At 70.3% G+C, this 9,006-nt stretch carries 11 protein-coding genes; 4 read left to right on the forward strand and 7 right to left on the reverse strand.

From position 1 onward, the window contains the following. The 4 genes from VGD44_RS00430 to VGD44_RS00445 form a co-directional block, all read right to left on the reverse strand. On the reverse strand, nucleotides 1-348 hold a 348-nt coding region (locus tag VGD44_RS00430), incomplete at its 3' end, for a diaminopimelate epimerase (RefSeq protein ID WP_414694603.1). A 239-nt stretch (nucleotides 349-587) separates the two neighbouring features. Further along, the gene (locus tag VGD44_RS00435) at nucleotides 588-1,895 is read right to left on the reverse strand and encodes a sulfatase (protein ID WP_331082720.1); all 1,308 of its coding nucleotides are present in this window, start codon (nucleotides 1,893-1,895) and stop codon (nucleotides 588-590) included. A gap of 154 nt (nucleotides 1,896-2,049) precedes the next feature. Continuing rightward, on the reverse strand, nucleotides 2,050-2,544 hold the full coding sequence (locus VGD44_RS00440; RefSeq protein WP_331082722.1) for a PadR family transcriptional regulator: 495 nt from the start codon (nucleotides 2,542-2,544) through the stop codon (nucleotides 2,050-2,052). Nucleotides 2,545-2,888: 344 nt separating this feature from the next. Next, a complete protein-coding gene (locus tag VGD44_RS00445) occupies nucleotides 2,889-3,785 on the reverse strand; it encodes a hydrogen peroxide-inducible genes activator (RefSeq protein ID WP_331082724.1) in 897 nt (298 codons plus the stop codon). A gap of 157 nt (nucleotides 3,786-3,942) precedes the next feature. Here VGD44_RS00445 and VGD44_RS00450 point away from each other — a divergent pair, with 157 nt between their 5' ends. Together VGD44_RS00450 and VGD44_RS00455 are read left to right on the forward strand one after the other, a co-directional pair. Beyond that, on the forward strand, nucleotides 3,943-4,500 hold the full coding sequence (locus tag VGD44_RS00450; RefSeq protein WP_331082726.1) for a peroxiredoxin: 558 nt from the start codon (nucleotides 3,943-3,945) through the stop codon (nucleotides 4,498-4,500). Nucleotides 4,501-4,645: 145 nt separating this feature from the next. Then, the gene (locus VGD44_RS00455) at nucleotides 4,646-5,182 is read left to right on the forward strand and encodes a carboxymuconolactone decarboxylase family protein (RefSeq protein WP_331082728.1); all 537 of its coding nucleotides are present in this window, start codon (nucleotides 4,646-4,648) and stop codon (nucleotides 5,180-5,182) included. Here VGD44_RS00455 and VGD44_RS00460 read toward each other — a convergent pair. Continuing rightward, complete coding sequence (locus VGD44_RS00460; protein WP_331082730.1) at nucleotides 5,179-6,633, reverse strand: PLP-dependent aminotransferase family protein; 1,455 nt, start codon at nucleotides 6,631-6,633, stop codon at nucleotides 5,179-5,181. The genes VGD44_RS00455 and VGD44_RS00460 overlap by 4 nt on opposite strands. A 92-nt stretch (nucleotides 6,634-6,725) precedes the next feature. On the opposite strand from VGD44_RS00460, the gene VGD44_RS00465 reads away from it, so the two are divergent. Next, entirely contained in the window at nucleotides 6,726-6,926 is a 201-nt protein-coding gene (locus VGD44_RS00465) for a hypothetical protein (RefSeq protein WP_331082732.1), read from the forward strand. Then, complete coding sequence (locus VGD44_RS00470; protein WP_331082734.1) at nucleotides 6,923-7,645, forward strand: pyridoxamine 5'-phosphate oxidase family protein; 723 nt, start codon at nucleotides 6,923-6,925, stop codon at nucleotides 7,643-7,645. Before VGD44_RS00465 ends, VGD44_RS00470 begins: the two co-directional genes overlap by 4 nt. On the opposite strand, the gene VGD44_RS00475 is transcribed toward VGD44_RS00470, so the two are convergent. After that, nucleotides 7,621-8,148 (reverse strand): ATPase, encoded by a 528-nt coding sequence (locus VGD44_RS00475; protein WP_331082736.1) that lies wholly within the window; start codon nucleotides 8,146-8,148, stop codon nucleotides 7,621-7,623. The genes VGD44_RS00470 and VGD44_RS00475 overlap by 25 nt on opposite strands. Nucleotides 8,149-8,163: 15 nt before the next feature. Next, the coding region (locus VGD44_RS00480) for a glutamate racemase (RefSeq protein WP_331082738.1) at nucleotides 8,164-9,006 on the reverse strand (843 nt) is incomplete at its 5' end.

Raw genomic sequence — 9,006 nt, forward strand, 5'->3', positions numbered from 1 at the left:
CATGTCGACGCTGACCAGCCGCTCGCCGGCGCGGGTCGCAACCAGGCGGCCGGCCTTGGTGTCGATGACCGCCTCGTCCTTGCCGGACGACTGCATCAGCAGCCAGCCCACGCAGCGGGTCCCGTTCCCGCAGGCGCTCACTTCCTCGCCGTCGGCGTTCCAGAAGCGGACGTGCGCGTCGGCCCCGTCGGACTTCTCGATGACGATCAGCTGGTCGCACCCGACGCCGCCCTTCCGGTCGGCGATGGCGCGCACCTCTTCCGCCGTCGGGGAGAAGGGACCGGACCGGGTCTCGACCACGACGAAGTCGTTGCCGAGCCCGTTCATCTTGAGGAACGGACGCGCCATGGGGCCCGCATATAGGCGAAACGGGACGCTACCGCACCTGAGGCGCTTCGACGTGCCGGCCGAAGCGCCGGATCATCTACCGTCTCCCTTCCTCCTCGATGGAGGAAGGGCCGGGAATGGAGGTGTGGGCGGAGCGTTGAAGTGGAGCGCTCCTTTGGCGCCGGCGCCCAACGGAGTCCTACCCATCGCCTCGGCGGCCACACCTCCACCCAACCCTCCTCCATCGAGGAGGAGGGCTATTAGGTGGGCGGCCTGTAGCGCTTGCCCAGCGGTTCGAACGTCGCCTTCGCCCGCTCGAACCGGCCCTTCATCTCCGCCACGACCGCGGGGTGCAGGCTCGCCAGGTTGTAGGTCTCGGAAGGGTCGGCGCGGACGTCGAACAGCATCGGGCCGAAGCGGTCGGCCACCGGGAAGTCGTAGCTGCGGTAGTAGCTGCGCACGACGTACTTCCAGCGGTCGGTGCGGATCGCGGCGACCTTCTCGTTGTCGAACAGCACCAGCTCATCGTGCGGGCTCTTCGCGCCGCGGGTTAGCACGCCCGTCAGGTCGCGGCCGTCCAGCTCGGCGGCGGGCAGGGGCCGTCCGGCCAGAGCCAGCAGCGTCGGCAGGACGTCGATGTTCATCGCGATCTCGCGGCTCACCTTGCCCGCGGGCAGCCGTGCGGGGCCCCAGGCGATGAACGGCACGCGATAGCCGCCGTCCCACGAAGCGCCGCCCTTGCGGTCCCGCATCGGCCCGGCCGAGCCCTCGAACCACGGGCCGTTGTCGGACGTGACGATCACGACCGTGTCGCGCTCGAGTCCCAGCTCCCTCAACTGGTCCATGAGCCGGCCCATCTGCGCGTCGACCTCCTCGACCACGTCGCCGTAGGCCGCGGCCTTCGAGCGGCCCTTGTGGTCGGGGTGCGGGAACAGTTCGAGGTGCGGCGCCGTCAGCGTCAGCATCAGGAAGAACGGCCGCGCGCGGTTGTCGGAGATGAACCGGCGACCGCGATCGAAGAAGCGCTCGGTCAGCCGCGGGAAGTCGACGTCCTCGCGGGTCAGTTCGACGCCCGGGGCGCCCTCGTAGAGCGCCAGCGGCTTCATGTCGTGGCTGTAGGGCAGGCCGAAGAACAGGTCGAAGCCGTGGTTCGTCGGCGGCCAGAACGGCGCCTGGTGGCCCAGGTGCCACTTGCCGACCATCGCGGTCACGTAGTCCGGCTTCAGCGCTTCGGCGAGCGTGATCTCCGACGCCGGCAGGCCGTTGGTGTCGTTGGGCTGGATCACCTGGTGCGCCAGGCCGGAACGGATCGGGTAGCGGCCGGTGAGCAGGCCGGCCCGTGATGGGGTGCAGACGTTGGCCGAGGCATAGAAGTCGGTCATCCGCACGCCTTGCCGGGCCAGGCGGTCGAGATTGGGCGTCGCGATCAGCGGCGAGCCGTAGGCCCCGAGGTCGCCCCAGCCCAGGTCGTCGGCCAGCACGACGATGATGTTGGGCGGCCGCCGCGCCGGGGCTGCGGCCGTCGCGCCGAGGGCCGTGAGGCCCGTGAGTACTTCCCTGCGCCGCATCCCGCCCTCCACCCATTTGGACCACAGAAAACACGGAAAACACGGGAGGCGCAGCCGCTCCCTTCTGTGTCCTTCCGTGTTTTCCGTGGTTCCAAAAGAAAAGGGCCCCCGCTTGCGCGGGAGCCCATGCGCGAGCCGGGGAGGAAAGCGGCTCTCAGCTCTTCTCGATTTCCGCGGCGGTGTCGTCGATCATCTGGACGATGCGGTCGAGCTGTTCGGCGCTGATCGGGCGTTGCATGCGGTTCTTCAGCGCCATGCCCAGGTTCATCATCGCGCGGCCCACGCGGGGACGGCCGGGGCCGGCGTGGCGGGCCGACTCCTCCATCTGGGCGAAGAGGCCCTCGACGGTGGTGCGGTGTCGGTCAAGCTCGGCCTTGCCCTCATCGCTGAGCTCATAGAGCTTGCGGCCGCTCTCGCCGCCGGCCTGGCGGACGAAGCCTTCGTCCTCCAGCATCGCCAGCGTCGGATAGACCACGCCGGGCGAGGGCCGATAGGCGCCGCCGGTGCGCTCCTCCAGCTCCTTGATCAGCTCGTAACCATGGCGCGGCTGCTCCTCGAGCAGGGCCAGCACGACCCAACGCAGGTCGCCGTGCTCGAAGAAGCGCCCGAAGCGACGGCCGCCGCGGCGCTCGCCGCGATCATGGCCCATCCGACCGCCCCAGCCATGCCGGCTGCGGTGGCAGTTACGTTCGTGGAAAAAGTGTCTGTGCATTCCGTTTTAGACCTGATTTAGATATGTCTGAAATTTAGATACATCGAAACCGTTTTGCGGCGCAAGCGGTTTTTCGACTGTATCTAAAGATATCTAAAACCGGTTGTCATCCCGGGTTGGGCGCAGCCCAACACCGGGACCCATTGGACTCTGAGGTCGAGGAAGAGGCGCGGCATCAACGCTGCACGCTGTCCCGCAGCGCCGAGCTCATTGGATCCCGGTCTTTGGCCCGAGGCCAAAACCGGGATGACAATCGTGGGGGAGGTGCGCGCGTAGCGCCCTCACACCTCCTTGAACACCTCGGCCAGCAGCCGGCCCTCGGCCCGGCGGTTGGAGCCGGCGCGCCAGGCGACGACGATCTCGCGGGACGGGTGGTCGGCGTCGATCGGCCGGACGGCAACGTTGGCGCCCTTGGCCAGTCCCGCGCTCACCGCCATCTCGGGCAGGAAGGTCACACCCAGGCCTGAGCCCACCATCTGCACCAGGGTCGGCAGCGAGGTGGCGGCGAACGGCTCCTCGCCCAGGCCGGTCTTCGGCGGTCCCAGCTTGCAGGCCGACAGCGCGTGCTCGCGCAGGCAGTGGCCATCCTCGAGGAGGATCAGGTTCTCGCGTTCCAGCGCCTCGGGCGCGGTGGACGCCAGCTTCGCCAGCGGATGGTCCGCCGGCAGCGCCGCGAACAGCTCATCGTCGGCCACGTGCGCCCACTCCAGCCCGCCCATGTCGAATGGCAGGGCGATCAGTGCGGCGTCGAGGCGGCCCGCCTTCAGCTGGGCGATCAGCCGCTGGGTCTGGTCCTCGCGCAGGAACAGCTTCAGCCGCGGGAACCGCTGGCGCAGCAGCGGCAGGGCGCCCGGCAGGAGGAACGGCGCGATGGTGGGGATCACGCCCAGGCGGAACCGGCCGGTCAGCGGCTGGCCGGCGTTCTTGGCCGATTCCACCAGCTCCTCGGCCTCGTTGAGGATCACGGTGGCGCGGCGCAGCGCCTCCTCGCCCACCGGGGTCAGGATCACGCCCGTGCGGGCGCGGTCTACGACCGGGGCGCCTAGGGTGCGCTCCAACTCCTGGATGCCGGCCGACAGCGTGGGCTGGGTCACGTGCGCCGCCTCGGCCGCCTTGCCGAACGCGCCATGCTCGGCGAGCAGCTTGAGGTACTGGAGCTGGCGGATGGTCGGCAGCAAGGCGCGCCTCCGAGGGTCGGGCCGATATCATAGAGCCGATCTATTCGATCACCAAAAACTATCAATTTGTGCTCTGCAGCAAGGCCCCCTATCTCCCCCGCCACGGCAGTCACTCCTCCCCGACCCGCCGACCGTCTTTCACTAGGAGAGTTTTCGTATGCTGGGTGTTGGCCAGACGCTTCCCGACTTCAAGATCGTGGGTGTGAAGCCCAAGTTCATGCGCCACGAGGAGAACGGCGAGAGCGCGTTCGAGACCCTCACCAAGGACAGCTTCAAAGGGCAGTGGAAGGTCATCTTCTTCTACCCGAAGGACTTCACCTTCGTGTGCCCGACGGAGATCGCCGAGTTCGCCCGCCTGAACCGCGAGTTCGCCGACCGCGACGCCGTGGTCCTGGGCGGCTCGACCGACAACGAGCACTCCAAGCTCGGTTGGCGCCGCGAGCATGCGGACCTGAACAACCTGGCGATCTGGAACTTCGCCGACAACGGCGGCCAGTTCGCCCGCGACCTCGGCGTGCTGAACCTCGAAGAGGGCGTCGCCCAGCGCGCCACCTTCATCGTCGACCCCGACAACGTGGTGCAGCACGTCTACGTCACGAACCTGAACGTCGGTCGAAACCCGCAGGACACCCTGCGCGTGCTCGACGCGCTCCAGACCGACGAGCTCTGCCCGTGCAACCGCTCGGTCGGCGGCGAGACGCTGAAGGCCGCCTAACCCGCACGGCGGCGCCCGCCCCACGCCGGCGCCGCCAACGCCTGGAGACCGCGACGCACACCCGCGGACCTCCAGCCTTGCCCAGGGGCGCGCGCCCTCCCTCCCCCAGCTGCGCCCCTGGGCTTCTTCTTTTCCGGAGAGCTCCATGTCCCTCGACGCCCTGCGCGACGCCCTGCCCGCTTACGCCAAGGACATCGCCCTGAACCTCGGTAGCCTGGCCTCCGAGACCGTGCTCAGCGAGCAGCAGAAGTGGGGCGCGTTCGTCGCCTCGGCCCATGCCCTGGGCGTACCCTCCGTGGTGACGTCGCTCGAGGCCGCCGCCGACGCGGCCGGCCTGTCCGCCGAGGCCAAGACCGCCGCCAAGGCCGCGGCGGCCATCATGGGCATGAACAACGTCTACTACCGCTCGCTGCACCTCCTCTCGAACGGCGAGTACAAGACCCTGCCCGCCCGCCTGCGGATGAACGTCCTGGCCAACCCGGGCGTGGACAGGGTCGACTTCGAACTGTGGTCCAGCGCCGTCTCGGCCGTGAACGGCTGCGGCATGTGCCTCGACGCCCACGAAGCGGAGCTGAAGAAGCACGGCGTCCCGGCGCAACAGATCCAGGCCGCGCTGCGTATCGCCGCGGTGGTCAACGCCGCCAGCCGCGTGATCGCGGCGGAGACCGCGCTGGCGGCTTAGCCTACCGCCGCCGCCAGCCGGGCCACGCCGGCGTCCATGCCCTTCGGGGGGAAGCCGGTGAAGCCCAGCAGGAGTCCCTGGCGCGGCGTGGCGGTGTGGAATAGCGGGCTGATGGCGCGCGCCATCAGCCCTCGGGTCGCAGCCTTCGCCTCGACGTCCAGGTCCGAGCGCCCGTCCTTCAGGTAGGCGATCAGGTGCATGCCCTGGTCAGGGACGTCCACCTCCAGCATGTGGCCCAGGCGACGCGTGAGCGCGTCGGCGAGCGCGTCGCGCTGGGCCCTGTAGGCCAGCCGGCGACGGCGGATGTGGGCGGCGAACTGGCCGCTATCCATGAAGTCGAGGGTGATGGCCTGGGTCAGCGTCGGCGGCTGCCGGTCGGCCAGGCGGCGCAGCGCCGCCAGCGGCTGGACCAGCGGTCGCGGCGCCACCAGGTAGCCCAGCCGGATGCCCGGGAAGAGCGACTTGTTGAACGTGCCGACGTAGATGACGCGCTCGCCGCCATCGAGCCCCTGCAGCGAGGCCAGCGGCGCGCCCTCGTAGCGGAACTCCGAGGCGTAGTCGTCCTCGACGATCCAGGCGCCCGCCGCCCGCGCCCAGGCGATCAGCTCCAGCCTGCGGCCCATCGACATGGCCACGCCCAGCGGGAACTGATGCGACGGGGTGACGAACGCGACCCGCGCGTCCGGCGCGCTCTCGACGCCCGCCTGCACGACGAGGCCGGACCGATCCACCGGCACGGCCACGCCCTGCGCCTGGGCGGCCAGCAGGGCCTGCCAGGTCTGAGGGTAGCCAGGATCCTCCAGCCACACCTTGTCGCCCGGCCTGAGCAGCAGGCGGGCCGCGAGGTCGACCGAGTGCTGCGCACCGGCGGTGACGATCACCTGGTCGGGCTCGCAAACGACGCCGCGCGCGGCGCGCAGGTAGTCGGCGATCGCCGTGCGCAGCCGCGGATCGCCCGCCGGCTCGGAATAGCCGAAGTGCTGCGGGCCCAGCGTGCGCAGGGCCCGGCGCGTCGAGACCGACCAGGCGTCCAGCGCGCGGGCGTCCATCAGCGTGCGCCCGTTGGAGAACATCTGCGGCTCGGTCGACGTCGGCGCGGTGGGGACCGAGGCCAGGTCCAGCGCACGGTCGGGCAATACGGGCGCGGCGACCGGCGCCGGTGCGGGCTTGGGGGCCTTGAGGTCCAGCACGCCGGACAGGTCGTGCGAGACATAGGTGCCCGATCCGGTGCGGCCTTCGGCGTAGCCCTCGGCCAGCAGTTGGTCGTAGGCGGCGACCACCGAGGCCCGCGCCACGCCCAGGCGGACGGCCAGGTCGCGGCTCGAGGGGAGGCGGCCGCCCGGCTTCAGCGCGCCGGCGTGGATGGCGCCGCGCACCTGATCATAGACCTGCCGGATCACCGGCCGGCCCGTCTCCGGCGCGGTCCAGGGATAGATGTCGGCCCAGCTCATCGGCCCTCAAGTGGTCTGTCCAGAATGTTTGAAGTGGACCTATGTAGCAGACCACATACGGCGTAGTTCGCCAACCCGAAAGGAGGCGGACCATGCCGACGAACCTGATGATCGACGCGCTGCGCCGCCTCGCCGTCGCGACCCTGGCCTATGCCGTAGCGGTCGCTCTCGTGGCCGGCTGCCTGCTGCCGAGCCTCCTCTCCACCCAGGCGGTGGCGGCCCTCCTCCCCGAGCCGCCGACTGTCGTGGCGCGGTCCCCCCACCCCGCGCCCAGCCTGAGGGCCGCGCTGTGACCCCGCCAGACGGGTCCGGCGCGGCCTTCAGCCCCACGCCCCGCTCGCAGGTGCGGCGCCGGCCGCAGCGGGCGGCCTATGACGAGGCCACGGTCTTCGGCATCCTCGACGCCGGGATCATGGCCCACGTCGGCTACGTCATCGACGGCCAGCCGTTCGTGACGCCCACCGCCTACTGGCGCGAAGGCCGCAAGCTCTACTGGCACGGCGCGGCGGCCAGCCGGATGCTCAACACGGTCGGTGACGGCGCGCCGGTCTGCGTGACCGTGAGCTTCCTGGACGGCTTCGTCGTCGGCCGCTCCGGCATCACGCACTCGCTGAACTACCGCTCCGTGATGGCCTTCGGCCGCGCCCGGCTGACCAACGACCTGACCGTCAAGCGCGCCGCCATGGACGCCTTCATCGACCGTCTCTACGCCGGCCGGCCGGTGAAGCTGCGTCCCACCACCGACGAGGAGCTCACCCGCATCGCTCTCGTCGAGATGGAGATCGAGGAGGCCTCGGCGAAAGTGAAGGACACCGGCGTCACTGAGCTCGCCGCCGACGACGGCTGGGCGGCGTGGTTCGGCGTGTTCCCGGTGGAGACCCGCATCGGCGCCGCCCTGCCCGACCCGCGTGCGGGCTGCGCGCCGACGGCCGACCTGTCGCCCTACGCCGAGGGCCGCCGCCTGGATGAAGCGCTCGCGGCCGCGGCCTACGGCTTGCCCGTCTCGACGTAGAGCTTCAGCCGCGCCCACGCGCCGCTGAGCACGGCGTCGACGCCCGGGCCGGCCTTGGCCATGGCGTCGCGCGCGCCGCCGACGTTGTAGGTCACGGTGAGCTCGGTCCCGCCGTCCTTGGCGACCACGTGGAAATAGAGCGCGCCCGAGACACCTTCGTCCTGCAGCGGGCCCAGCGCCGCGTCCGCGCGGATCATCCCCTGCGCCGGCCAGGCCAGCTCGACCACGCCGTGGCGCACGCTGCCGCCGCCGGGGATGGTCTCGCACCAGCAGCCGTTCGCCTGCAGCGGGAAGGTCATGTTCTCGGCCTTGCCGGAATAGGTGTGCTCGCCGTCCCACCAGCGGGGAAGCTCGCCGATGGCCTGATAGACGCGGGCCGGCGGCGCCTTGATCTGCAGCACGCTCTTCAGCCGGAAGCCCTGGGCGTTCGTGTCGACCACCTCGGCCTGCGCGCCGCCGGCGAACAAGAGAGCGGCCGCCGCTCCCAGGATCCACGTCCGCATGTCTTCCCCCGTCAGCTAGACCGGCTCGAAGCTTAGCGGTCCGCCCCAGAAAGTCTCAACAAGGCTGTTCTGCGCGCCGGGCTGGCCGGTGGTCAAAAAGCGACGAACGGCGGTCGTACCCGGCCGGAACTCTGTGTGGCGCGCAAAGTACCGCTCCAGCGCATCGGCCGTGGCGTCGGGCTGGCGGATCAGGGGCGTGCCGGGCGGCAGCGCCGCCTGGAACAGGTCGGCCACGATTTCGTAGTGCGTGCAGCCCAGGATCGCCCGATCGGGCGCGCGGCCGATCCGCGTGGTCAGCGCCTTCACGTGCCCCTGGATCACCTTGGCCAACTCGTCGCGCGGCGCGCCCTGCTCGATCATTCGCGCCAGGTCGGGGCAGGGCTCGGAGAAGACGGCCACGTCCTGCCGGCGCTTGTCGATCTCGATCTCGTAGACGCGGCTCTTCGTGGTGGCCGGGGTGGAGAAGACGCCGAGGATCTCCAGCTTCTCGGCCTTCTCTTCGCGCCACTGCGCCTCGTGCTCCCACGGCAGGCCCGTGGCCGCCTCGATGGTCGGCACCACGATGCCCAGGACGTTGACCGGCCGCCCCAGTGCGCGCCGATAGCCCGGCAGCCAGGTCTGCTGCAGCCGCCGCAGCGCCACGCTGGCGGCGGTGTTGCAGGCGAGGACCACGACGTCGCAGCCCTCGTCGAACAGTCGGATGCAGCCCGCCTTCGTCAGCTCGACGATCTCTTCGCCGGGCCGCCCGCCATAGGGGGCGTTGGCCTGGTCGGCCAGATAGATGAAGTCCGCTTCCGGGAACCGCTCCACGAGCCGGTGGTGGACGGTCAGGCCGCCCACCCCGGAATCGAACACGCC

It is taken from the genome of Phenylobacterium sp. (assembly GCF_036402295.1).
In the GTDB taxonomy this organism is placed as follows: Bacteria; Pseudomonadota; Alphaproteobacteria; order Caulobacterales; family Caulobacteraceae; genus Phenylobacterium.